Origin of the sequence: Subtercola sp. PAMC28395 (assembly GCF_018889995.1) — a bacterium.
Lineage (GTDB): Bacteria > Actinomycetota > Actinomycetes > Actinomycetales > Microbacteriaceae > Subtercola.
Genome location: NZ_CP076547.1, coordinates 2,806,612 through 2,828,004 on the forward strand (window position 1 = coordinate 2,806,612; position 21,393 = coordinate 2,828,004).

The window sequence follows — 21,393 nt, forward strand, 5'->3', positions numbered from 1 at the left end:
TCCGAGCGTACGACACGGCAACCTTCGAAGCCCGCAAGCCGCCTGACAGGCAGACATGGCTGCGCTGTTTCAACGCGAAGCGATGCCATACTCGTGCCATGACGATACCCTCCCAGTCGGTCGACTCGAGCGCACCGCAGGTGAAGCCGGGCTGGTATGAAGACCCCGAGGGAACCGGCCAAGATCGTTGGTGGGACGGATTCCTCTGGACAGACCGGTTTCACAAGGCCCCGCGAAAGTCGATGTACGGCTCTGGCTACGCGCGCTCGATGCGCCCGGGATTGAATCGCCCAGCGAGGATTGCATTGGTGGCCTCCACAACCAGCGGCTTATCATTCTTTGTGTTCTTCCTTGTCGTCGCGGTCTTCGGCAATCAGCTGAGCCACACTGCCCGTGTTGGGATGCTCGGATTTCTGGTCCTGTCGTTCGGGCTCGGCTGCACAGCAGTCATCCACGGCTCGATCGGGGCCGCCCGCTCGGCGCGACTTGGTGGTCTCGGGGCGTGTATCCGCGCAATATGCGGCGGGGGCGTGACATTGCTCGTGTCTGGATTTTTGGTTGCCTCTGCACTGGTGGCTTTGATGCACGCATGAGCCTCGAAATCGAGCCAGAAGACGGGCGTTCCCCGTCGATGCTTCCCCCGTCGGCGTCCACGATTGACCCGCGATACTTGCCTCCACCGCAGCTTGCACCAACTCCGCAGACGAATCTCTTTGCGACCCTAGCTCTTGTCGGATTTTTTGTAGGCGGTGTCATACCGGGCCTGATTCTGGGGCACATCGCGCTTTCGCAGATCAAGCGAACTCCGCAGCTCGGCCGAGGCCGAGCACTCGCTGCCGTGACGCTCTCCTACTGTGTCCTCGGCATGGTTGTGATTGTTCTCACCCTCAGCGTGCTCGCTGGTCGACGGTAGAGAACCACTGACGTGGATAGTTTCGTGACGACGACCGGCAACTGATGAACCTGACGAATTTCCTGCTCCTGATATGGGGCGTACTCGGGAGTCTCGGCGGCACGGTGCTGCTGATCGTGAGAGCCATCAGAATTCGACGCGCGACCGCGCACGAGAAAGCGGCAGACCAGGATGACGATGCGTACACTGCTCGGATTCCCTCCGCCCGTCTCCTGGGCGCGGGTCTCGGGGCTTTGAGCTCGGGAGTCTTGATCGCGGCTCTCGAGCTCTTCCGTCAGGGTACGGGGACGGGGTAGTGGCGCGTCGCCTGATTCCCGGGCCCACTGCCGAACAACTCGGCCAGGCCATGAGAATAGTTGCTCTCGATGCCTGGATATTCGCCGGCGTGATGTTCCTGGGCTTCGCCCTCAACGTTCAAGATCGCCGCCCCGTTGGCCTCCTGATCCTGTCCGTATATCTCGGTGGTTTCATTGCGTTCACGATGGCATTCCATACTCTTCGCGTCATCTTCTCGTACCGCGTCACGAGCGAGGTCGGATTCGGGTACACGACGCTCCCGCGGCAAAACCAAGACGTTGAGCAGTTGGCCTCGGGAACCGGACGCACTATTCGCGCAGCAGGTGAGCCGTTCCTCGATAAAGAGACACTCCACCATCGCATCGCCTCCGGGTACGACCTGTCGGCCGGCGCTGGCGGGCCGTTCAGGTTCCCCAAAAAGTCAAATCGCTGGTCGACCTGGCAGAACGCATCGTTTGTGGTAGCCGGCTTGGGCGTGATTGCCACTTTGCTCGAGAGATTTGTCTCTGCCTGACAACTACAAACACCCGCCAGCCGATACCGGATATGTAGACATTTCACTCGGTTGAGCATTTGCGTGAGAAAATTTCGTGCATGGACAAGACGCATATCGATAATTTGAATGTGTTCGCCTCAGGTGTGTATGAGGTTGAACTTTCAGCGGGCAAACGCATCAACGCGAACCACCGGGTACCTGTCAAGGCCTCCGTTGACATTACGACCGGCGAGGTCCGCTTCTACATCGAGCCCGAATCGATAACCGTGTTGAGCCGCGATAGCAACACCGATTGATGGGGTCGTCTGCCTCAACAATCACCATCAGGCGCCTCCCGAAGGCCGTTAGAACAAGCCCATCCGAAGGTTGTCTGTGATGTACCGGTCGAATGGATCGTCGAAACCGTCCGGCCACGGCCCGTGGCGGTCGGAGGAATAGTGCTTTGCGTACCAATCGCTGACAATCGATGCCTGTGCTTCCAATCCCATCGTGGTGTAGTCAAAGTCGGCGGTTTCTGGGTAGTTGTACGACGCCTTTCCCTCGACGCATGCGGAGATGCCCTTTCCGAGGTACGAAAGACCCATCTTGTCGTGGTGCGCCTGGCAGGCGTGCACGAGTTCGTGCACGAACGTCTCGCCGTACGTTTTCGGCTTCGGACGGGACGTGTGGTAGTCGCGCGGATCGGGGTAGCCGGAGCGCCCCATGTTGAGGGTGATCTTGCCGTCGAACCGGGGGAACGTGAATGCGCGATCATCCACTCCCGACCAGTCGGTGACCCTCAACAACTCGCGCGGCGGCAAAGCCCCCTTGAACACAGTGTCATTAGCCCAGTCGTATTGCTCTTGCGTCACCTCGGTTTCCTGGCTACCAGCCGCAATGAGCCCCTGCGCGCCGAGCGAGACCAGGGTGCCCAGGGGTCCGGCCATCCAGTACATGTCGTTGATGATCTGCGCACCAGGCAGCAGCGATCCGGTTGCCGCCAGGCTGCCGGCCTCGACTCCGACAAACACCAGAACGATCGTGCCGGCTCCCGCCGTGTAGGCGACCGCCGCCTTGATCGCCCACCCGGCGATGGTTTCCAGTACTCCAGCGATCCCACTCTCGTATTCGGTCGCGGTCTCCAGCTTTGACCCGCGCAGTAGTTCTAGTAAAGCTGACCCATCCGGGTCCAATGAAGGGATGATCTCACTCCAGTCATCGTTACGTGAACCCGAGTGGAAGGTGCCGTAGACGCTGCCCGAGTGCCCCACCACGATCGTGGGGGCCTCAGCATTCGGTGAGCGGAGGAGTGCGCGCACGGCGTAGTCGTAGTTGTCGGCACCGCTGTTGTGCGCGTGACCTGACCACTGCACACAACCATCCGGGTTGACCTGCACCGTGACCCGCCCGCCCAACGCGGCTGCCCCGCCAGATCGAATGGACCCGGTAGCGACCACGGGTGCCGGGGTGCCAGGCGGATCCGGCGGCCAGACGATCTTGCCATTCTCAAACAATTGCTCGACACCAGGTTTGTCAGCTCGATCATTCGGCGGGCCCACTGGGTAACCGAATTCACCTGTCTCGCGACCACGCCGCGTCCATTCAGTCTGGATGTCACCGGTGACCTCCCAGGCGCCGAACTCTGGTGTCGAGTACAGCAGTGGGCCGGCTGCGCTGACGCCGTCGGCCTGCAGTGTCACAAGCTCAGCGCGCTGGCCACGCCCGTCTGGCAGTACTGCCTGATCAGCTACCGGGTAGCCATATCGGTCGAAGCCAAGTTCTGCCCAACGGTCTGCGATCTCCCCATGCAACATCGCGACCCCGACTACAGGATGCCAGGACATCCAGCCATGCTGGAATTCCTGGCGCCAGCCAAGGCCGTCGATGGTCGTGCCCGCTGTGTCGACCGGCAACCCTACCGGGCTCGACTCCGCTCCGGAGTCCGACCAGCGCTGCCAGATATCGCCGTCAATCTCAGAAGCGCGACCATCCGACGTGGCACACAGAGCGAACTCCTCGGTCGGGTTGCCAGTCGGATCCAGTCCGCGGAGGCGCACAAGGGAACCAGCGCCGTCTGCCACTGACCGCTGATCCTCGATAGGGAACGCCGAGTATTGGAACCTGGTCCTTTCCAGCCAACGAACGCTGATCGCGCCGAACAAGACGTGAGCGCCGAACTGCTCGTGCCAAGCGATGGATCCGTCTCGAAATCTCTGGAGCGCCCCGAAACCAGAGTCTTCCGGCGCCGATTCGGCTGGGCCGAGCTTTCCCGCCTCTCCCCCGAGTTCTCGCCATTTCTCAGCGATTGCGTCTGCCCCTGGAACGTTCACGGCGGGTGTAGTCATCACAGTTCCTTACTCCCATAGCAGGCTGAGAACATCATCGTCACATGAGCGACGCGATTGCAACAAGGGACTGAGTGAGCAGCAGGCAGGATTCGGGCCACGCCGTCGACCGAATCGCTCTTCGAGAACGCGCTCCGCAACACCCTCACACAACGGAGTGTCGGGCAGTACCGCCAGGGCTTCCGGAACCGATGGCGAACCGATGTGGTGGAGCTAGAGTTCGGATTAAAGTCGTGGTGCCCGCTTAGCCTGGATCCACCGATGGAGTATGAGTTGAGGTCGGCGCGTTAAACGGAGAATGCCTGTCTGATCAGGGAAAATAGAGCTTGTCTAAGGTCCTATTACTCTGAAAAGAGAGGCATCTCGCAGGTGCAAGTTTCTCACGTCTCCCGGTCCGCTGCCTGGTCATTCGATGACCCGAATCTCGTGTCGTCCGTCGGCTTACTCCCGGTCATGCGCCTCGCCGAGAACGCAGGCCTCCGTGACCTCGCCGACCAGTGGTTGAGCGTCCCGACAGACAAGGGCGCGAATGCCGGGTTGAAGGTGTCCTCGCTGGTGTCCGGGATGGTCGCCGGCGCGGATTCGATTGATGACATGGCGGTGCTGCGCCACGGCGGGATGGGGAAGATCTTCACATCGATCTACGCCCCCTCGACGTTGGGGTCGTTCCTCCGATCGTTTACGTTCGGGCACGTCCGCCAACTCGACGCCGTCGCGTCCCGGCTGCTGATCAACCTCGCCGCTGAGGCTCCGATCGTGTCACCGCCCGCCGACGGCGGGCTGGTGTTCGTTGATGTCGATGACACGATCATCGAAGTGCACGGCCCGAAGAAGCAGGGCGCCGGGTTCGGATACTCCGGTGTCCGCGGCATCAACGCGCTGCTCGCGACCGTATCGACCGACACCACCGCTCCCGTGGTCATCGGGCAGCGCCTCCGCAAGGGTGCGGCCGGGTCCCCACGAGGCGCTGCCCGGATCGTCGCCGACGCGCTCAAGACCGTCACCCGACTCCCCGGGATGAACGCTGCACCGGTGCTGCTGCGCGCGGACTCCGCTTACTACGGACACGCGACGGTGAGCGCCGCGCTCCGCGCGGGCGCGAACGTGTCGATCACCGCCCGGCAGGATCCCGCGGTGAAACGCGCGATCCACGCCATCCCGGATGATGCCTGGACGAAGATCGAGTATCCGAACGCGATCTATGACCCCGACACCGCCACCTGGACCTCTGTCGCGGAAGTCGCCGAGGTCCCGTTCACTGCGTTCGCCTCCAGACCGAAGAAGGACCACGTGCACGGGCGCCTCGTGGTGCGGCGGATCCCTGAACTGAACAAGAAGAAGCTGTCTCAGCCGACCCTGTTCGACACGCACCGCTTCCACGCGTTCTTCACCACCAGCACCCTCGACACGATCACCGCCGACCAGATCCACCGCCGCCACGCGATCATCGAGCAAGTCAACGCAGACCTGAAGAACTCCGCACTCGCCCACATGCCCTCAGGCGTCTTCACCGCCAACGCCGCCTGGCTCGTCCTCGCCGTCATCGCGTTCAACCTCACCCGCACCGCCGCGACCATCACCGGCTCCGCTCTCGCGTCCGCGACGACCGGGACGATCCGCCAGAAACTCATCAACATCCCCGCGAGGATCGCGACGTCCGCGCGCCGCATTCGACTGCATCTCCCCGAGAACTGGCCCTGGGAAACCGCATGGACCACGCTCGTCACGCATTCGCTGGCTCCACCACGACGCTGACGAACCCGACCAACATGCCACCCCAGGCAACGACGAAACGAACCAGTGGAACACCGCGGCCAGCGAGGGACGCAACACCAGCACGCCCAGCAACACCGAACTGCCCAGAAACCGTCAACGGCTCACCACTCAAAAACATCGGTGAATCCAGGCTTAGGCTGGGTAATGGCCGGCCTTCAGATCGTCGATCAGGCTCGGGTGCGTGGGATCCCAACCGTAGGTCTCACGAGTCCATGTGCTAGTTGCAGGCTGGTCGATGCCGAAAATCATGCCGAGTGGGCCGAACGCCTCGGCGGGTACCTCTTGCACGGGCACATCGAGTTGTTCGCCGATGATCGTCGCGAGCTCGAGCATGCTGTCGCCCTCCCTGCTGACGGCGTTGACGGATGTACCGGGCTCACCCTTTTCGATCATCAGCCGGAAAAGAGAAGCGGCGTCTCGACGATGAACTGAAGGCCAGCGCTGGCTGCCGTCTCCGACATATGCCGAGATGCCTTTCTGACGGGCTGTATTGATGAGTATGCCCGCGAAACCGTAGGCAACGAATCGCTCATGGACCGATCGCGGCATCCGCACGGCGGAGGTGCGCACGCCCTGCGTCGAGAGGTCGAGGATACGTTGGGCGTTGATGCCTCGGCCTCCAACCGGGCCTGCGGTTGTCAGCGGATCCTGTTCCGTCGCTGGTCGGCCTTGGGCAAGAGTGGTGCCCGACACGATCGAGAAGGGTTTACCCGTACCGATAAGCGCGGTGCCGATAGCGTCCATTGCGTGGCCCTCCTCTGCGATGCTGCGCTCGAGATCGGTGAAGTCGTTGCTGAAGGCGAGATGGATGGCGCCATCCGTCTCGTGCGCAGCTGATGTCAAGACATCGAGGTCGCCGAGACCGCCCTGGACGGCCGTGGCGCCAGCGGCTTCGACTTTCGCGGCGGACTCCTTCGATCTGGCTAGCCCGAGAACGTCGTGCCCGTGGGCGACCAACTCTTCTACGACGGTCGATCCGATCGTGCCGGATGCTCCGGTGATGAAAATTCGCATGAAGACTCCTTTTTGATGCGACTTGTGTCCCATCACTGTAACACCGTGATGGGACACAAGTCGCATCGATATGATTGAGATATGTCTCGATGGGAACCGGATGCACGCGAACGATTCGTTGCTGCTGCTCTCGAGTTGTTTACCGATCAGGGCTACGACGAGACGACTGTGGCTCAGATCGCCGAACGGGCCGGGCTCACCAAGAGCACCTTCTTCCGGCACTTCAGTGACAAGCGCGAGGTGCTCGCGGCTGGGCAGGAGACACTGTCGCGCCTGTTCACCGAGGGGATCGCTGCCGCGCCCAGCGGAGTGAGCCCGCTTTCGGCCGTGGCCGCAGGCTTGGCCAACGCCGCCTCTGCCATGACACCGTTCAACCGCGAGCTTGCCCCGCGCCTTGAGGCCGTCATCGCTACGAGTAAAGAACTACAAGCGCGCGCCGCGCTCAAGCAGGTTGGAATGGCACTGGCCATGGCGGACGCCCTCCGCGCCCGCGGAGTCGACACCCAGGTCGCCTCAACGGCGGCAGAGCTGGGCGTTCTGGCGTTCAAGGAAGCGTTCGCAGTGTGGATCGCCGACGGACCGGACGGTGAGGCTGACCTCGCGACCCTGCTTCGAGACGCCCTCGAACGGCTGCGCTCTGCTGTCGCACAACTGGGCTGATCAGCTCCACTCGCCCGCCCAGACACGACTGCGCCTTCCGGATCGCACGGTCTATGACCGGGGTGGCTCCGATCAGGACGGTGGCCAACGATCATCCATCAGACACCATGTGAGTAGTGCACGTTCGGCGCGGAATCAGCGCACGACGGCTTCTGTCGATCTTCGGGACGTGGTTGCAGTGACCTGGATCACCGCCTTGTCGCCATCGTGTTCTACAGCGACGATCCGGATGCCCGTGCCGGTCTGGTTCGCGGCGCCGGTCGAGCTACCGATATCGTTAGCTGCCGAAGCCGACGTGCACCCGAACTGATGGGAACCAACGATTGTGATCACCTTGAACGGCGACCGCGGGGTTCGCGTGGCGCGCGCCGAGCAGTGATCTCTTCACGTGACGGCGCGTCGACCCTGGTGGTCATTCCCGCGTTCGGTCTGCCCGAGCTGACCGATGCGGTCGTGCACGACCTGTGTCGCGACGGAAGCGATCTCGACCCGGCTGTGCGCATCGTCGTTGTCGACAACGCGGGTGATTACGTGCTCCCTCAGGGGCAGATCTCGGTCTATCGCCCAGGGCGAAACCTGCGGTGGATCGGTGCCGCCAACTGGGCCCTGCAAACCTCGTCGCGCGAAGGGTATTCGGCCTGCGTCGTGCTGAACAACGATATCCGCCTGTCGCCGGGATTCCTGAACGGACTGATCGCACCGTTGAGGGCCGCGGAAAACATCGCGCTGGCAGCGGCCTGCTACGACGACTTCTGGTTGCACCAACGAGCTCAGACGATCCCGCCGACCGCCGCCGAATACGTCCCTCGCGACATGCTTCGCGACGTCGACTTCTGTGATGGCACTGCGATCGCGTTCGCGGTGCCGTCCGTCGTCGACCTGGGCGGTCTCGACGAGGTGACCTTTCCCGGGCACGGCTATGGCGCGGACATCGACCTGGCGATCCGGGTGCGCGCGGCCGGCCTTCGGTGCGTGGTCACCGAGGAGGCCTATGTCTCGCACCTTCGGCGACAGACGATGAACCAGACTGATCAGACGTCGGAGGGCAACCGGTCGGAGATCCTGGACGGTCTCACCGCCAAATGGGGTGTCGGGTGGCGGGCGAAGGTCGGGCTAGCGCCGGAGTCCTTTCCGGCCCACAACACCGGGAGCGGTGGGTCGTGGTACGTGAACCCGCCGGTCTGGTGAGAGCCCGGCCGCACCGCACCGCCTAAGCCTGAGTGCCTAGTAGGCGCCCTTCACGACGTTGATGAGGTCGTCGCCGGATACGTACCGCCGCACCTGGGCGTTCACCAGCGCGAAGGCTCGCGGCCCGGCCTGCGTGATGGAGCCGGCCGCGTGCGGGGTGATGATCAGGTTCGGTGCCTTCCACAGCGGGTGGCCTGCTGGCAGCGGCTCCGGCTCCATCACGTCGAGGGCAGCGCGCAGCCGACCCGTCGTCAGCTCGGCGAGCAGTGCGTCGGTGTCGACGACCTTGCCGCGCGCGACGTTGACGAGCAGAGCTCCGTCGGCCATGAGGGCCAGGAACTCGGCGTCTACGAGACCAGTCGTGTCGGGGGTGAGCGGAACCGTCAGCACCACCACGTCGGCCTCGGGCAGAAGGCTCGGCAGCTCCGTGATCGCATGGATACCGTCGCGTGCCGTGTGGGCCACGAACACCGGATCAGCATCGAAGCTCCTCAGCCGGCGGGCGGTCTGCTCACCGAGGTCACCGGCGCCGATGATCAGAACCCGCTTGTCGCGCAGGTCGTCAGCCTCCATCGGATCCCACTGGCCCTGTCGCTGCGCCTCGACGAAGTGTGGCAGTCGACGAAGCGTGGCCAGGATGACCGTCAGCACCATCTCTGCGACCGCCGAACCGTGCACGCCGCGCGCGGTGCAGAGCGTGACGCCGTCGGGAACGAAGTCGAGGATGTCCTCCACGCCGGCGCTCGTCAGCTGGGTGACCTCGAGCCTGGGCATGGCTGCGAACTTGTCGGCCAGGTTTGTGGAATCCTCGACCTGCGGCACCCAGAAGACGGTCTCCGCCAGGCGCTCGGGCTTGTCGCGCTCGCCGTTCCAGATGATCACCTCGACACCGTCGGGCAGGTCACCGAGAAGCTCTCGAGCATTTGAATCAGGTACGCAGACCACAGTCATAGCTCCAGCGTAGTCAACGCCGAGACCAGGCCTTCGCTGTGTTGTCTCCGAGATTTCTACACAACGTGGAAGTTCGTCGACCGGAAGTACCTAGACTGAAATATGGCGACTCATAGCTCGGGTGCCGGTGAATCAGCTCTACCGAACATTCCGGCCCCGAGGGCAGGACTGAACTCGAACAGGAGACCCGCCATGACAACAACGCCGCTCGCCTACCCCCGCCAGGAGCAGGAGCTCGCCGGCGAGGACACACGTCTCCGCAACTGGGCCAAGAACTCCACGCTCGGGCCGCCCGGGTCGGTCGTCGCCCCGGCCACTGAAGCAGAACTGTGCGACTATCTGTCAACCAGCGACGGTCGGGTCAGGATGATCGGCAGCCGGATGTCGCCCGGCAGAATGATCCAGGTCGCAGACCGGATGGGCACCCTCCTCGACCTCAGCAGGCTCAGCGGCGTGATCTCCAGCACCGATGACACCGCGACTTTCGCTGGTTCGACCCCCTTGGCCGACGTGTACGCATTCCTGTCCGCGCGCGGGCAGATGCTACCTGCCTCCCCCGGAGTGATCGCCGAGCAGACACTGGCTGGCGCCCTGGCCACCGGAACCCATGGTCAGGGCCTGAATCAGAGCTCGATCGCAGGGGCCGCACTGTCGATTCGGATGGTGCTTGCCGACGGCACGGTGACAGAGTTCGACCGTGACCACCCGGACTTTCCTGCAGTCCAGCTCAGCCTCGGCTCGCTGGGAGTCATCACGGCGGTGACGCTGCGCGCGCGGGAGTCGATGATCTACACCTGCCTGAAGAACGCCGTCGGGGCCGACCGTCTCGACGCTGACCTGGAGACGTGGAACCGGGAGAACAGTCTGGTCAAGGCGTGGTGGTTCCCCCAGGAGAACCAGGTCCAGGTCTGGAAAGCCAACGAGGCCACCGCCGATGAGGTACGTCGTTATCGAGCCGGAGGTGGCGAGCTGCTGCAGCACGCGATCACCAACAACACGATGAACGACACCGTGGAGTCGACGCTGCGCCACCTTCGCGACGATACCAAGGGCGTCGCCGACGACGGCAAACCGCTTCAAACCGTGACGAGATTCCGTGACTTCACCGACGTGACGGGTGATGTGTACCAGATCTTCTGCCGAGGGATCGCCACCCCCCAGATAAATGTCGAAATCGCCATCCCGCTGGCTCGGGCCGGAGAGGTGATCACAAAGATCAAGAAGTGGCACCGGGAGACCCAGCCCCGAATGCACTACCCGGTCATCCTGCGCTGCACCGGCCCATCCGACGGGTGGCTGAGTCCCTCTCACGACCAGGACACCTGCTACTTCGGCTTCGTGGTCTATTACGCAGCCGACGGCTCGCTGTCTGAAGAGGGCGAGAGCTATCTGAGGGCGGTGGAACGAGCGCTGGCCGAGGAGGGTGGCCGGCCGCACTGGGGCAAGTACTTCGACGAGTCCCTGTATGACTGGGCGGCGCTCTACCCTCAGTGGGAAGCCTTCCGCCGCGTGCGTGAGGCCCTTGACCCGCAGCACCGCTTCGGCAATGCGTTCACTGAAGCACTGCTCGACTGACGTGACCCTGCCACGAGAGGAGCACCGCCCATGAACGCCTGGGTGACGTTGCTGACGCAGCCCAACTACCTAATTGGGGTCCGGACGCTGAACGCCTCACTGGCGGCTTCTGGCAGCGAGGCTCCACTCGTCGTCATGGTCACTGAGGGAATCGACGAGCAGGCCCGGAATGTCCTCCGAGACGATGGGTGCCTCCTGCGCGAGGTGATTCCCCTGCGCCCAGCCGACGGGTCGACCAGCAACTACGCAAACTCCCGTTTCGCGGAGGTGTGGACCAAGCTCGCCGTCTGGGGACTCACCGAGTTCGAGCGTGTCGTCTTTCTTGACGCCGACATGCTGGTGACACAGAACATGGATGAGCTGTTCTCGCTCGATCTGGCCGACGGGGCCATTGCCGCGTGCCACGCATGCCGATGCAACCCCAATCGGATTGCAAGCTATCCATCGAGTTGGACTCCGGGCAACTGCTTCTACACTCACTGCCGAGGTGGGGACCACGTCACCGAGCCGGGAGCGACCGACAACTACCTGAACGGTGGCTTCATCGTATTGTCGCCCGACGAGGCCGTTCTCACCGAGATGGTGAGGCGGATAGCGGATGTGGACGACCTGTCACAGTACCCATTCGCCGAGCAGGACTTCCTCAACGAGTTCTACCGCGACCGCTGGCTTCCGCTGCCCTACGTGTACAACGCGCTGAAGACCCTGCCACACCAACACCCGTTGGTCTGGGACCTGACGAAAGTGAAGAACATCCACTACATCATCGACAAGCCGTGGGACAGGCCGCTCGATCCTTCTGATCGGTACTTTGACCTGGCCCGGCTCTGGTGGGAGATGGCTGACACCCTGAGCACACCCGTCACAGATCTGTCACAGGCCTCGCCGCGGTCGGCGCAGGCCCAGCAGAATCAAGACGATTCCGACCGCCGCGACGACAATTCCGATGTACAACCACATGCGGTCACCGGTCATTGAACTGCCGGGAATGAGATTTGCGCCCTGCCCGGCAAACACCGCGCCCACAATGAGGGCAAAAGCACCGACAACGACGAGCACTATCCGACCTACACGACTGTCCATAGTCTCAACCTAGCCTCAGCCCCGCTCGAGGTCACCACCTCAGACGGATTTATGGGGCTTGGAGGGGCGCTCGAGAGGAATTGACCTTGAGGGCACTTTCGCTGGAATGCCCGGTGGTCACTACACCTCAGTCGACGACAGTTCCTTCTATCGCAGAGGCCGTTGCCTTGGCCAGGCGTTTGCCGATCAGATGGTCACTGCCGAGGATTCTGTGTGTACGAACGCCTGACAGGCGCGAGACGATTTTGAGCACTCCTTCCGAGTGGAATTCATCGAGACTTCCGTAAATGACATCGACGGGTACCGTGATAGAGGCCAAGTCGCTGATGGTTGTCTGCGATTCGATGGAGTTCTTCAACGATTTAACGAACGGGGTCCAGGTGCGGTCGTTGATATCCATCGCCTTGGGTATGGAGAGGAAGCGCTCGACGATCGCGGCATGACGGAGCGTGAACTCCTTGTTTTCCCGCACGTACTTGTAGGCGCGGAGGTAGAAGTCCATCACGCCGCGATCGAGCTTGTCACTGAGTTCCTCGGGAGAAAGGTAGATCGGAGGGCTCACGAGAACCACCTTTTCGATGCTGAGCCGTGTTCGGGCGGCGAGGCGGGCGGCGATCAGACTGCCCATCGAGTGCCCGACAAGCACGAAGGGGGTCTTCAGGTGCAGATTTCGGATGGCACGCTCGACGGCGGCGGCATGATCGCCGATGGTGTAATCGCAATTTTCAGGAATGGGCGATCCACCGAAACCGAGCAGGTCGATCGCTATGCAACGGTGGTTCTGCTGAATAAGCGGCACCACGTTCGCGAAGGTCACCGACGAGGATGCTACGCCGTGCAGCAACACAACCGGTGGGCCCGCGCCCACATCGATCGCGACATGCAATTTGAGCTCACCTTGGCTACGTCGAAGAATCATCGATGTCTCCTCTCTGCGGTCGGGTGACCGACCATTTTGCGCCTGTCAGCAGCGCATCAACCAACCAGCCCTGCGCGACGATTTCGGCGCGGTAAGGCTCAGGCTAACGCGGAGCTCACGGAGAGTCACTGCGTCTGTGCGGGCGATCTCACCCCGTGGCGGTCTCCGTAATATGGGCTGTGATTCCGGGGGGACGTGCAGGCATGAGCATCGGCACCGCAACAGCCCGACGGTTGAGGCTGTAAGAGCGTGCCGTGGAGAATTGCGAAGTGTTGCTAGGCTCTGGTCACTGGACTTGGGACCCTCTCAGATTTTTCGTCTACGAACCATGGAAGCGAAGAATCATGCCACCGATTTCACGACGGAATCTGCTTGTCATCGCGACTTCGGCTGCAGGCCTCGGCGGGGTGCTGGCACCGGAGAGTGCGAGCGCATCTGCGTCGGTCACTGCCACGGCCCCGACCATACCTGCAACAGCAGAACCAAAACAATCCGACGCCATCGCTCTGGAAGCGAGCGCTGTGCAGTCGCTCGGCGACCACGCACCGCGCCCTGTGGGAGCGAGCGTGACGCTGACGGGCTACCTGCATGACCAGCCGGGCGGCCCCGTCACGGGCTCGTTCTACTCCCTGGGAACGGTTCTCTCCCTTCCTCAGCGCGGCGACAACTCCCACGCGACCGTCGAAACGCAGGTCTTGAGCTTCGACGAAGGCACCGCAAGGGCCGGAACCATAACGGGATCAGGCCTCGTTCGTCATGATGGAAGCGGACACTTCACCGTCACCGGTGGCACCGGTCGGTTCAGCGGGGTCCGTGGCAGTTACACCACAACGCTTCACCCCAACTCCGGTGGGCGCGGCACGGGAGCATTCTCCATCGTTCTTACTTGACGCAGACCCTTCACTCGACGACCGCCCAGCGTGAACCGACAGCCACCGAGCACGCAATTACCGACAATGTAGGAGAATTCCCATGCCATCGAACATGTTTGCCTCATTCAGCTCTATCCCGGTGGACTCGTCATCGAGTACCACCGACAAGCAGTTCGCGAACAAGGCCTTCGAGATCTCGAATTTCGTCTTCGGTGCGTCGAATTCTGGGTCAACCCATGTGGGTAGCGGCGGCGGGGCAGGCAAGGTCAACGTGCGGGATATCAGCTTCGACATCAAGCAATCGAACCTCAGCATCTCGCTCTTCATAGCGATTGCCAAAGGGACTCACATCCCGACCGCGACCGTCTGGTTGCGAAATCCGAATTCCGTGTCAACGGGTACGACGATCACTGGCACCACCTACGAACTCTCCGATGTGCTTGTGACATCTCTGGCTGCAACGAACGCCGCGGATGCCCCGGGGTTGGAAACAGTGACACTGAACTTCGCGAGAATCAGGATCACCAACCTCGCCGTGGGTCTCAAACCGAGCGTGGCGGCCTGGGACATCACGAACAACGTCGCATTCTGAAACGGGGCACGTGGGCCGCCGCCGCGTGACAGCCGCCGGGCAGGCGTCTATGCCGGAATTCAGCGCGAATTCACTCATTTGAGGGGGAAAAAGTCAACCCCGGAACGAATACTGGACTATTTGACTGCGACACGCAGAAATCGGTCATTCGCCGCTCGGCTGACCGTTATGCTCTGAGAAATGCACCAGTGACCCAGCGTCGGGTTCGGCTCCTCTCGGGCCCGTCGGCGGATCATTCCTCCACACCCGACTACCCTGCCCATGGAGCACACAATGATGTTTGCACTGGTTGCCATTCTTCTCACTGTCTGGATAATCGTCTCTCTGCCCATCGCCCTCATCATGGGGCGAATTCCTCGCCTCGCTGAGCGAGCAGAGCTGCAACACGCCGAGACCGCTGCCAGCGGCGTCGTCGGTACGATCACGCGCTGACTGCGCGCAGCCAGCGGCACCAACGACGCGCGACCATATCGCCGTAGGAGCGCGCGTTTCGCCGTTGCATGCCGCGCCGGGTTCCTGACCGTCAGGCTCGTTGCAGGCCGCCTCAGGCGAATCTGTCAGGTGCTCGTCTGGTTCTCGGCGTGCATGCCGCGCCGAAGCACGTCGGCGCCGCTCCCGCTTTACGCAGCGACGGGCACGACCACAGAACTGGCCAGTGCGGAGAGGACCAGGGAGAGCTGCCCGATCGGAGCGCCGGGGGCTTCGGGGTGCCACTGCACGCCGTAGATCGGAGCCGAGCGGTGTTCGAGTGCTTCCGGAGTGCCGTCGGCTGCGATTCCCACGACGACGAGACCGTCACCGATGCGATCTGCTGCCTGGTGATGTGCGCTCTGCACGCCGACCCGAGTGGCCCCCAGGTGGCCTGCGAGCCTGCTCGCCTCGCTCAGATCGACTTCGTGTCGGGTCATCGTCGATTCGACCGGCACGCCGACGTTCGTGTGCGAGGTCTGTTCGCCCAGGTCTTGGAGCAAAGTGCCACCGAGCGCGACGTTGATGATCTGAAGTCCCCGGCAGATGCCGAGCAGCGGGGTCTGCGTCTCGAGCGCGCGACGCACCAACGCGATCTGCGCCTCGTCGGCGATTTCACAGTGCCTGCCCTCGCCCCGGTAGCCTGACGACGCACCGTAGAACCGCGGGTCGATGTCCTCGCCGCCCATCACGACGAGCGCGTCGGCGTTTCGGGTGAGTTCGAGCAGCTTCTCAGTGCCCACATCGGCGGCACCAACGCGGAGCACCGAGTACCCGAGACGCTCTCCTTCGGCGACGACGGCCGAATTCAGGGTGTTGACGTAGGCATGGTACTCCGGGCGATCGGGCCGAAACCGCGTCACCTCGACGACGGCGAGCGTCTTCGTGGCGGTGGTGTCAGGCATCCGGAATTCTCCTCGTTGCGGTCGATCCGTCGTTCAGGGCGTGTGCGTGATTCAAGTAAACGGCTCCACAAGCCCCACGGCCAGTCGCAAGGTAACGTGCCGTCACAATCCTCGCGGCCACGTACCGTGCGACACGCGATGGATGCCTGGCAACCAATTGGCCGAACGCTCGTGCCAGACTGAGAATGTGCCAGCTACCTTTCTCGTTGTTCCCCAGTGGCAGGGTTCCGGTTCGAGCCGGGCCATGCAGCTCAGTGACGGTGCCGACGCGATTGCGGGCGACCTGCCGGCGGCAGTGACGCGGCGTGTCGAGGTGCCGCTCGGTGCCGGCGAAAGCCTGGACACGGGTGTGCACCGGGCCAGTTCGATACGCATGATCCGGGACGCGGTTGCAGCGGCCCTCGGCGCCGATTCCGATGAGGGCGAGGGCGAACCTGGCGTTGTCGTGACCATCGGCGGGGACTGCGGTGTCGAACTCGCGCCCGTCGCCCGCGCGGTCGGTCAGCACCCCGAACTGGCTGTGGTGTGGCTCGACGCCCACGCAGACCTCTCGACGCCTGACGAATCACCCTCCGGCGCGTTCTCGGGAATGGTGTTGCGCACGCTGCTCGGCGACGGTCCAGAGTTGCTGGTGCCTGCCGCCGGCGAGACGCTCACGGCCTCGCGGGTGGTGCTGGCTGGCACGCGATCGTACGGCGACGACGAAGAGGCCTTCATCGAGGAGAAGGCGATCCGGCTCGTCACGGTCGACCAGCTCCAGCACAGCGAAGACCTGGAACGCGGAGACGCCCTGGTTGCCGCAGTCGAGTCGACCGGCGCGACGTCGGTGTACCTGCACGTGGACCTCGACGTTCTCGACCCTGCCGAGATCGCCGGAATCAGCTACCCGGAGCCGTTCGGTCTCACCGTGGCAGCCCTGGTGGAGAACATCACCGCGGTTCGCCGACGCTTCACCCTCGTCGGGGCCGGAATAACGCAGTTCGCGCCGTCGAGCCCCGATACGGCCGCCGACGACCTGTCAGCGGTGCTGCGCATCATCTCGGCGCTGACCCGGCCCCTTTGAGTCCGGGCAGCGGGCCGGCTGACAGGTCCCGGCACCGAGTTCGACGTAGCATCGAAGCATGAACACGCGTATCACCGTCGAACGCCAGGGCCACATTCTTCTCATCGGCCTCAACCGGCCTGAAAAGCGCAACGCCGCCGATCTCGCCCTCCTCGAGGAGCTGGCCGCGGCCTACGGCGAACTCGATCGTGACCCCGAACTGCGGGTCGGCCTCGTACACGCGGTCGGCGACCACTTCACCGCTGGTCTCGACCTCGCCGACATCGGCCCGCGAATCGGCCCTGACGGTCTCGACTACGTGGTCGAAGGCGGAATCAACCCCTGGCAACTCGAGGGCCACTACCTCAGCAAGCCGGTGGTCATGGCCGTGCAGGGCACCTGCCTCACCCTCGGAATCGAGCTGATTCTCGCCAGCGACATCACTGTCGCCGCCGCCTCAACCAGGTTCGGGCAGATCGAAGTCTCGCGGGGCATCCTGCCCTTCGGCGGCGCCACCCTGCGGTTCCCGCGCGCCGTCGGCTGGGGCAATGCCATGCGATGGATGCTCACCGGCGACCTGTTCGATGCGACCGAAGCTCATCGCATCGGCCTGGTGCAGGAGGTCGTGCCCGACGGCGAGCAGTTCGCGCGGGCTCTCGAACTCGCTGGTCGCATCGCCGCCCAGGCGCCACTCGCCGTTCAGGCCGTGCTCGCCAACGCCCATCTCGCCGTGCGATCGGGCGACGCCGAAGCCGAACGCGAACTGCAACCGGAGCTTGTGAGGCTGGTCGGCAGCGAGGACTCAGCGATCGGAATGCAAGCCTTCATGCAAAGAAAGCCCGCCGAGTTCGTCGGTCGGTAGTGTGGATTCAGGGTTCTTCGACCCGGAATCGAGAGGGCAGCGATGACCGCTTCACCAGAAGACACAACGTTCGACCTGATCGTGATCGGTGCGGGTGCGATCGGCGAGAATGTCGCTGACCGGGCCGTGCAGGGAGGGCTCAGCGTCGCGCTCGTCGAAGCCGAGTTGGTGGGCGGCGAATGTTCGTACTGGGCGTGCATGCCCTCGAAGGCGCTGCTGAGAAGCGGTGCGGCACTCCGCGCTGCTCAGAATGTCTCCGGAGCACGAGAGGCCGTCACCGGCCAGATCGACGTGCGCGCCGTGCTCGAGCAGCGCAACTCGATCGCCAGCAACTGGAACGACGAGGGCCAGGCAGAGTGGGTCGCCGGCGCAGGCATCACGCTGCTCCGGGGTTTCGCGCGGTTCACGGGCCCCAAAACGCTGTCGCTGACGGATGCCCTGGGTGGTGTGACGCAGCTGACAGCACGCCACGCCATCGCGGTCTCGACCGGTTCTGCGGCCCTGCTTCCCGACATCCCCGGTCTCGCTGGAGCCGCCCCCTGGACGAGCCGCGAGGCGACGAGCGCCCAGGAGGTACCGGCACGGCTCGCCATCCTCGGTGGAGGCGTGGTGGGCTGTGAGATGGCAACCGCGTACGCCTCGCTCGGATCGAAAGTGACGCTGCTGTCACGTGGTGCGCTGCTCGGCAACCTGGAGCCCTTCGCCGGCGAGCGGGTGAAGGATGCCCTGCTCGCACTCGGCGTCGACGTGCAACTCGGGGTCTCCCCCACCTCGGTATCACGAGACGGCGCTGGCGGAGAGGTGACCCTCGTGGTCGACGGCACAGACCTCGTCGCAGATGAGCTTCTGGTTGCCGTTGGCCGAACACCGAACACCGGTGACCTCGGGCTCGAAACGATCGGCCTCGAGCCCCACAGCTGGCTGCCGACCGACGACACGATGCTCGTCGTCGGCGAAGACGGCACGCCCCTGTCTGGTGAGTGGCTCTACGCAACGGGAGATGTGACGCGTCGGGCGCTTCTCACTCACCAGGGCAAGTACCAGGCGCGGGCCGCAGGCGACGTCATTGCGGCGCGGGCTCTCGGCAAACGCCTCTCGATCGCACCGTGGGGAGCGCATGTCGCAACGGCCGACCATGAAGCCGTGCCACAGGTGACGTTCACCGACCCGGAGGTCGCCTCCGTCGGCTTGACCCTCGCTGCAGCGCAGAAGGCGGGCTATTCCGTGCGCGCCGTCGACTACGAGATCGGCAATGTCGCAGGGGCGAGCGTGACCAGCGAGAACTACTCAGGTCAGGCACGCATGGTCGTCGATGAAGACCGACAGGTCATCGTGGGCGTGACCTTCGTCGGGCAAGACGTCGCAGAGTTGCTGCATTCTGCCACCATCGCCGTGGTCGGCGAAGTGCCGCTCAGCCGACTCTGGCATGCCGTGCCGTCGTACCCCACCCTCAGCGAGGTCTGGCTACGACTGCTCGAGACCTACGGCCGAGACGCGTCGAGTTTCTAGACCGTGACAGCCCCACTGCCAGCAGCGCTGCGCTCACTCGTGCCTGCTCCCCTGCGGCGGCTGGTGGTCGCGATCGCCCGCCCGATCCTCCTCGCCCCTCCGCTCGCTGCGGCTGGATACCTCTACGCGACCCTGGTCGGTGTCGTCTGGGGGGCCGTGCTCAGCACCGGCCGCATCCGCCGCGTCGACGGACTGTTCGTCTTCACCGGAATGCCGCCCTGGTCGTTCTCGCGTGGCGGGTCGTGCATCGGCGGGGTATACCTGACTGACACGAACGCCTCGCCGACTGTGCTCGAACACGAGGCCATTCATCGGCTGCAGTGGAAGAAGTACGGGCTCACGTTCCCACTGGCCTACTTTCTCGCCGGGCGAGACCCCTTGAAGAATCGCTTCGAGATCGAAGCCGGGCTCGAGAAGGGCGGCTACCGCTGATGCGCTGCACCTGGTGACTCGCAGTCACTGCCTCAGCCTCATCGCAGCGCTGAGCTCACCATTGCGGCGGGTGATGGACTTCCCAGCGAAGCACACGTTCGAGCTGGCGCCCGAGGGAGAACAGTGTGGCTTCCCCTCCCGGGCGACCGATGAGCTGCACCCCGACGGGCAGGCCCGGGAGCCCCTCAGCGACCGGCCGCGTCTCGCCGACGGGGAGCGTGATCGCTGGCAGCCCACTCACGTTCACAAACGAGGTGAACGGGGTGTACTGCACCTGCTGGGCGAAGTTCTTCTCGGCATCGACGCTGTCGAACCACCCGATCGGGCGCGGAGGCAACGCGAGGGTCGGGGTGACAACGGCGTCGAAGGAGTCGAACTGCCGGATGATCGACCGCTCGAACCCCGAAAGCACACCCAGCGCCGCCGAGAGTTCTGCAGCGCTCAACGAACGGCCCCGGTGAAGAAGCCATCGGGTGAGGGGCTCGAGCAGGTGTTCGTTCGAGGCGTCCGCGGGGATCGACGCGGCTCCGGCCTGCCAGATCGTGCGGAATGCGGGGGCGTATTCCGGCGACGGCAGGAGCGAGAGCTCCTCGACACCGTGGCCGAGATCGGAGAGCAAGCCGACCGTCTGTTCGAGCGTCTCCAGCACCTCGGGGTCGATGGCGATGTCGTAGGCGTCTGACCACGGGGAGTCGAGCAGCACTCCGAGCTGAAAGCGACCCTCGCCCCGGATTGCCGCTCCGAGGTACGGCCCGTCGTGGTTCTCGGGGGCCCTCAGCGCAAAGTGGTGGTGCGGAGTGCCGCCGCTCGGGGTGATCATTCCGTCGAGCAGCAGCGCAGCATCCGTCACCGAGCGTGCAAGCGGCCCGCCGACGGCGAGACCGGCGAGCGTGCCGATACCCGACGCGGCAGGGATGAGGCCACGCGACGGTTTCAGGCCCACGAGGCCGGTTGCCGCGGCGGGAATGCGAATCGACCCACCTCCGTCGGAGCCGGGAGCGAAGGGCACCAGTCCGGCGGCCACCGCGACCGCTGCTCCCCCACTCGAACCGCCCGGACCACGCGCTGTGTCATAGGGATTACGCGCCGGTGGAGCGACGAGGTTCTCTGTGTAGCTCGGCAGGCCGAATTCCGGCGTTGCTGACTTTCCGAGGCTGATGGCCCCTGCCGCGTCGAGCACCTCGACAATCTCGTCGCTGTCTGCTGGTACATGGTCAGCGAAAAGGCGGGAGCCGAACGTGGTGCGCACGCCCTTGCGCCGCACGAGGTCCTTGTCGGCGAAGGGCAGCCCCCAGAGCGTGGTCGTTCGCGGCACGCTCTCTTCAACGTGGCGGGCTCGAACCAGAGCCAGTTCGGCGGTCACCTCATGAAAGGCCCCGAGTCCGGGGTTCAGCTTCGCGATGCGCCCCAGATAGTGTGCCGTCACCTCGGTGGGCGACACCTCGCCCTTCTGCAGCAGCTGCCAGAGCTCGAGCGCTCCGAGGTCGTGAATGTCCGCCATGCCAGCGCAGCTCG

Annotated in this window: 23 protein-coding genes and 1 pseudogene; 16 read left to right on the top strand and 8 right to left on the bottom strand. The window is 63.8% G+C overall.

What is annotated here, in order from left to right; translation table 11 throughout:
* Positions 1-98 precede the first annotated feature (98 nt).
* The 4 genes from KPL76_RS12870 to KPL76_RS12885 all read left to right on the top strand — a co-directional run bounded on the left by KPL76_RS12870 (position 99) and on the right by KPL76_RS12885 (position 2,002).
* Positions 99-593 (top strand): DUF2510 domain-containing protein, encoded by a 495-nt coding sequence (locus tag KPL76_RS12870; RefSeq protein WP_216333890.1) that lies wholly within the window; start codon positions 99-101, stop codon positions 591-593.
* Complete coding sequence (locus tag KPL76_RS12875) at positions 590-913, top strand: DUF4190 domain-containing protein (protein ID WP_216333891.1); 324 nt, start codon at positions 590-592, stop codon at positions 911-913. Before KPL76_RS12870 ends, KPL76_RS12875 begins: the two co-directional genes overlap by 4 nt.
* A gap of 295 nt (positions 914-1,208) precedes the next feature.
* Positions 1,209-1,724, top strand: a complete 516-nt coding sequence (locus KPL76_RS12880; RefSeq protein WP_216333892.1) for a hypothetical protein — start codon at positions 1,209-1,211, stop codon at positions 1,722-1,724.
* A gap of 80 nt (positions 1,725-1,804) precedes the next feature.
* Positions 1,805-2,002 carry a hypothetical protein gene (locus KPL76_RS12885; RefSeq protein ID WP_216333893.1) on the top strand — a complete coding sequence of 66 codons (198 nt, stop codon included), beginning with the start codon at positions 1,805-1,807 and terminating at the stop codon, positions 2,000-2,002.
* Between the two features lie 48 nt (positions 2,003-2,050).
* On the opposite strand, the gene KPL76_RS12890 is transcribed toward KPL76_RS12885, so the two are convergent.
* Together KPL76_RS12890 and KPL76_RS14990 are read right to left on the bottom strand one after the other, a co-directional pair.
* On the bottom strand, positions 2,051-3,766 hold the full coding sequence (locus KPL76_RS12890) for an LGFP repeat-containing protein (protein ID WP_253202039.1): 1,716 nt from the start codon (positions 3,764-3,766) through the stop codon (positions 2,051-2,053).
* Between the two features lie 60 nt (positions 3,767-3,826).
* Positions 3,827-4,030: pseudogene (locus tag KPL76_RS14990) on the bottom strand (LGFP repeat-containing protein); the annotation flags it as partial.
* A gap of 369 nt (positions 4,031-4,399) precedes the next feature.
* Here KPL76_RS14990 and KPL76_RS12895 point away from each other — a divergent pair.
* Positions 4,400-5,785, top strand: a complete 1,386-nt coding sequence (locus tag KPL76_RS12895; RefSeq protein ID WP_216333895.1) for an IS1380 family transposase — start codon at positions 4,400-4,402, stop codon at positions 5,783-5,785.
* Between the two features lie 153 nt (positions 5,786-5,938).
* Here the strand turns inward: KPL76_RS12895 and KPL76_RS12900 are convergent, their stop codons facing one another.
* Complete coding sequence (locus KPL76_RS12900) at positions 5,939-6,820, bottom strand: SDR family oxidoreductase (protein WP_216333896.1); 882 nt, start codon at positions 6,818-6,820, stop codon at positions 5,939-5,941.
* A gap of 81 nt (positions 6,821-6,901) precedes the next feature.
* Here KPL76_RS12900 and KPL76_RS12905 point away from each other — a divergent pair, with 81 nt between their 5' ends.
* Positions 6,902-7,480, top strand: a complete 579-nt coding sequence (locus tag KPL76_RS12905) for a TetR/AcrR family transcriptional regulator (protein WP_216333897.1) — start codon at positions 6,902-6,904, stop codon at positions 7,478-7,480.
* 135 nt (positions 7,481-7,615) lie between these two features.
* Here the strand turns inward: KPL76_RS12905 and KPL76_RS12910 are convergent, their stop codons facing one another.
* Positions 7,616-7,813, bottom strand: coding sequence for a hypothetical protein (locus KPL76_RS12910; RefSeq protein ID WP_216333898.1), 198 nt, complete (start codon positions 7,811-7,813; stop codon positions 7,616-7,618).
* A 42-nt stretch (positions 7,814-7,855) separates the two neighbouring features.
* Here KPL76_RS12910 and KPL76_RS12915 point away from each other — a divergent pair, with 42 nt between their 5' ends.
* Positions 7,856-8,668 carry a glycosyltransferase gene (locus KPL76_RS12915; protein ID WP_216333899.1) on the top strand — a complete coding sequence of 271 codons (813 nt, stop codon included), beginning with the start codon at positions 7,856-7,858 and terminating at the stop codon, positions 8,666-8,668.
* A 36-nt stretch (positions 8,669-8,704) separates the two neighbouring features.
* On the opposite strand, the gene KPL76_RS12920 is transcribed toward KPL76_RS12915, so the two are convergent.
* On the bottom strand, positions 8,705-9,619 hold the full coding sequence (locus tag KPL76_RS12920; RefSeq protein WP_216333900.1) for a 2-hydroxyacid dehydrogenase: 915 nt from the start codon (positions 9,617-9,619) through the stop codon (positions 8,705-8,707).
* 192 nt (positions 9,620-9,811) lie between these two features.
* Between KPL76_RS12920 and KPL76_RS12925 the strand changes: the two genes are divergently transcribed.
* Complete coding sequence (locus KPL76_RS12925; RefSeq protein ID WP_216333901.1) at positions 9,812-11,194, top strand: D-arabinono-1,4-lactone oxidase; 1,383 nt, start codon at positions 9,812-9,814, stop codon at positions 11,192-11,194.
* A 30-nt stretch (positions 11,195-11,224) separates the two neighbouring features.
* Complete coding sequence (locus KPL76_RS12930; protein ID WP_216333902.1) at positions 11,225-12,172, top strand: glycosyltransferase family 8 protein; 948 nt, start codon at positions 11,225-11,227, stop codon at positions 12,170-12,172.
* A gap of 232 nt (positions 12,173-12,404) precedes the next feature.
* Here KPL76_RS12930 and KPL76_RS12935 read toward each other — a convergent pair whose 3' ends face one another.
* Complete coding sequence (locus KPL76_RS12935; RefSeq protein WP_216333903.1) at positions 12,405-13,196, bottom strand: alpha/beta fold hydrolase; 792 nt, start codon at positions 13,194-13,196, stop codon at positions 12,405-12,407.
* A 344-nt stretch (positions 13,197-13,540) separates the two neighbouring features.
* Here KPL76_RS12935 and KPL76_RS12940 point away from each other — a divergent pair, with 344 nt between their 5' ends.
* The 3 genes from KPL76_RS12940 to KPL76_RS12950 all read left to right on the top strand — a co-directional run bounded on the left by KPL76_RS12940 (position 13,541) and on the right by KPL76_RS12950 (position 15,092).
* Positions 13,541-14,086: a hypothetical protein gene (locus KPL76_RS12940; protein WP_216333904.1), complete on the top strand. Its 546-nt coding sequence runs from the start codon at positions 13,541-13,543 to the stop codon at positions 14,084-14,086.
* Positions 14,087-14,168: 82 nt separating this feature from the next.
* The gene (locus tag KPL76_RS12945) at positions 14,169-14,660 is read left to right on the top strand and encodes a type VI secretion system tube protein Hcp (RefSeq protein WP_216333905.1); all 492 of its coding nucleotides are present in this window, start codon (positions 14,169-14,171) and stop codon (positions 14,658-14,660) included.
* A gap of 273 nt (positions 14,661-14,933) precedes the next feature.
* Positions 14,934-15,092 carry a hypothetical protein gene (locus KPL76_RS12950; RefSeq protein ID WP_216333906.1) on the top strand — a complete coding sequence of 53 codons (159 nt, stop codon included), beginning with the start codon at positions 14,934-14,936 and terminating at the stop codon, positions 15,090-15,092.
* A gap of 188 nt (positions 15,093-15,280) precedes the next feature.
* Here the strand turns inward: KPL76_RS12950 and KPL76_RS12955 are convergent, their stop codons facing one another.
* A complete protein-coding gene (locus KPL76_RS12955; RefSeq protein ID WP_216333907.1) occupies positions 15,281-16,033 on the bottom strand; it encodes a gamma-glutamyl-gamma-aminobutyrate hydrolase family protein in 753 nt (250 codons plus the stop codon).
* A gap of 187 nt (positions 16,034-16,220) precedes the next feature.
* Here KPL76_RS12955 and KPL76_RS12960 point away from each other — a divergent pair, with 187 nt between their 5' ends.
* From KPL76_RS12960 to KPL76_RS12975, 4 genes are read left to right on the top strand one after another with little or no spacing between them, the layout of a single operon-like run.
* Positions 16,221-17,096 (top strand): arginase family protein, encoded by an 876-nt coding sequence (locus KPL76_RS12960; RefSeq protein ID WP_253202040.1) that lies wholly within the window; start codon positions 16,221-16,223, stop codon positions 17,094-17,096.
* A gap of 58 nt (positions 17,097-17,154) precedes the next feature.
* Entirely contained in the window at positions 17,155-17,937 is a 783-nt protein-coding gene (locus KPL76_RS12965; protein WP_216333909.1) for a crotonase/enoyl-CoA hydratase family protein, read from the top strand.
* Between the two features lie 42 nt (positions 17,938-17,979).
* On the top strand, positions 17,980-19,446 hold the full coding sequence (locus tag KPL76_RS12970) for an NAD(P)/FAD-dependent oxidoreductase (protein ID WP_216333910.1): 1,467 nt from the start codon (positions 17,980-17,982) through the stop codon (positions 19,444-19,446).
* Between the two features lie 51 nt (positions 19,447-19,497).
* A complete protein-coding gene (locus KPL76_RS12975; protein ID WP_371733962.1) occupies positions 19,498-19,878 on the top strand; it encodes a Fe-S oxidoreductase in 381 nt (126 codons plus the stop codon).
* A gap of 55 nt (positions 19,879-19,933) precedes the next feature.
* Here the strand turns inward: KPL76_RS12975 and KPL76_RS12980 are convergent, their stop codons facing one another.
* Positions 19,934-21,379 (bottom strand): amidase, encoded by a 1,446-nt coding sequence (locus KPL76_RS12980; protein WP_216333911.1) that lies wholly within the window; start codon positions 21,377-21,379, stop codon positions 19,934-19,936.
* Positions 21,380-21,393: the final 14 nt, after the last annotated feature.

Bases quoted from the DNA above. Each gene is read 5' to 3' on its own strand.
- KPL76_RS12870 (WP_216333890.1), top strand. From the start codon at position 99: ATGACGATACCCTCCCAGTCGGTCGACTCGAGCGCACCGCAGGTGAAG.
- KPL76_RS12875 (WP_216333891.1), top strand. From the start codon at position 590: ATGAGCCTCGAAATCGAGCCAGAAGACGGGCGTTCCCCGTCGATGCTT.
- KPL76_RS12885 (WP_216333893.1), top strand. From the start codon at position 1,805: ATGGACAAGACGCATATCGATAATTTGAATGTGTTCGCCTCAGGTGTG.
- KPL76_RS12900 (WP_216333896.1), bottom strand. From the start codon at position 6,820: ATGCGAATTTTCATCACCGGAGCATCCGGCACGATCGGATCGACCGTC.
- KPL76_RS12905 (WP_216333897.1), top strand. From the start codon at position 6,902: ATGTCTCGATGGGAACCGGATGCACGCGAACGATTCGTTGCTGCTGCT.
- KPL76_RS12920 (WP_216333900.1), bottom strand. From the start codon at position 9,619: ATGACTGTGGTCTGCGTACCTGATTCAAATGCTCGAGAGCTTCTCGGT.
- KPL76_RS12925 (WP_216333901.1), top strand. From the start codon at position 9,812: ATGACAACAACGCCGCTCGCCTACCCCCGCCAGGAGCAGGAGCTCGCC.
- KPL76_RS12930 (WP_216333902.1), top strand. From the start codon at position 11,225: ATGAACGCCTGGGTGACGTTGCTGACGCAGCCCAACTACCTAATTGGG.
- KPL76_RS12935 (WP_216333903.1), bottom strand. From the start codon at position 13,196: ATGATTCTTCGACGTAGCCAAGGTGAGCTCAAATTGCATGTCGCGATC.
- KPL76_RS12940 (WP_216333904.1), top strand. From the start codon at position 13,541: ATGCCACCGATTTCACGACGGAATCTGCTTGTCATCGCGACTTCGGCT.
- KPL76_RS12945 (WP_216333905.1), top strand. From the start codon at position 14,169: ATGCCATCGAACATGTTTGCCTCATTCAGCTCTATCCCGGTGGACTCG.
- KPL76_RS12950 (WP_216333906.1), top strand. From the start codon at position 14,934: ATGATGTTTGCACTGGTTGCCATTCTTCTCACTGTCTGGATAATCGTC.
- KPL76_RS12955 (WP_216333907.1), bottom strand. From the start codon at position 16,033: ATGCCTGACACCACCGCCACGAAGACGCTCGCCGTCGTCGAGGTGACG.
- KPL76_RS12965 (WP_216333909.1), top strand. From the start codon at position 17,155: ATGAACACGCGTATCACCGTCGAACGCCAGGGCCACATTCTTCTCATC.
- KPL76_RS12970 (WP_216333910.1), top strand. From the start codon at position 17,980: ATGACCGCTTCACCAGAAGACACAACGTTCGACCTGATCGTGATCGGT.
- KPL76_RS12980 (WP_216333911.1), bottom strand. From the start codon at position 21,379: ATGGCGGACATTCACGACCTCGGAGCGCTCGAGCTCTGGCAGCTGCTG.